This is a genomic window from Parapedobacter soli, from assembly GCF_025460835.1.
Classification (GTDB): Bacteria; Bacteroidota; Bacteroidia; order Sphingobacteriales; family Sphingobacteriaceae; genus Parapedobacter; species Parapedobacter soli.
Map to the genome: position 1 here is coordinate 1 of NZ_JAMXAY010000147.1, position 786 is coordinate 786.

Annotated in this window: 2 protein-coding genes; one reads left to right on the forward strand and one right to left on the reverse strand. The window is 39.9% G+C overall.

The window, feature by feature from the left end; translation table 11 throughout:
* Positions 1-295 precede the first annotated feature (295 nt).
* On the forward strand, positions 296-490 hold the full coding sequence (locus NGM62_RS21950) for a hypothetical protein (protein WP_262250440.1): 195 nt from the start codon (positions 296-298) through the stop codon (positions 488-490).
* On the opposite strand, the gene NGM62_RS21955 is transcribed toward NGM62_RS21950, so the two are convergent.
* Positions 452-724 (reverse strand): Fic family protein, encoded by a 273-nt coding sequence (locus tag NGM62_RS21955; RefSeq protein WP_315975883.1) that lies wholly within the window; start codon positions 722-724, stop codon positions 452-454. The genes NGM62_RS21950 and NGM62_RS21955 overlap by 39 nt on opposite strands.
* Positions 725-786 lie beyond the last annotated feature (62 nt).

A 786-nucleotide genomic window follows, 5' to 3' on the forward strand; every position in this document is an offset into this window, starting at 1 on the left:
ACTTAAAGTCGGGAGGGTCACTGGTTCGAATCCAGTAGCTCCCACTAAAGTTTAGTGCTTGTCAACCGGATTGTCAACGTATTTAAACAAAAATTCTTAAAGCCATCTTGACAAATCGAGATGGCTTTTTTATTTCAAATCTTTGCGTTATCTTTGTCATTATCATGAAACCTGCATGAATTGCCATTCGCAAAAAGATATGAATAATTCATGCAAGCTTCATTGCAACTAAAAAGCAAACTGCGAAGCATTCATTGATGCCATTAAAAACAGACAGTCATCAATAATTACTCCAATGAAAATCAACGAGAAATATCCGAAGTTGAAAGACAAAGCGTTTTTGTCCAAACTGCTGACGAAAAATGTCTATGGCTCAATGGCATTGGAAGGCCAGACTGTTCCAAAAGCACGGGTACGGCAAATCGTTGCTTCGGTATTGGAAGAATATGAGTCACAGGAAGGCAAGCTCGTTATCAATCAACAGCCTTAACATTCCGAAATTCCCTTTATCAGTTTCCCTCATCGCATGGATATAGGTTGTCCTATCTTTGCCTCCCCTATGGTATAGTTCCAGCGGTTGATAACCTAATTTGGATGCCACAAGATTCATCAATATGCGCCCGGTCCTGCCGTTGCCATTGTTAAATGGATGTATGCGGATAAACTCGTAATGTGCATAAACCAGACAATCCAAGTGGTCTTCCCTTATTTTCGCATTGGCCAATTTGAAATTCAGATTATCCCGGATTATGCATTAGAATAAATGAGTTTAGGGGGTAGCTGTTC

What these genes read in the sequence shown, in the direction of transcription:
- NGM62_RS21950 (WP_262250440.1), top strand. Translation starts at nt 296, where the DNA reads ATGAAAATCAACGAGAAATATCCGAAGTTGAAAGACAAAGCGTTTTTG.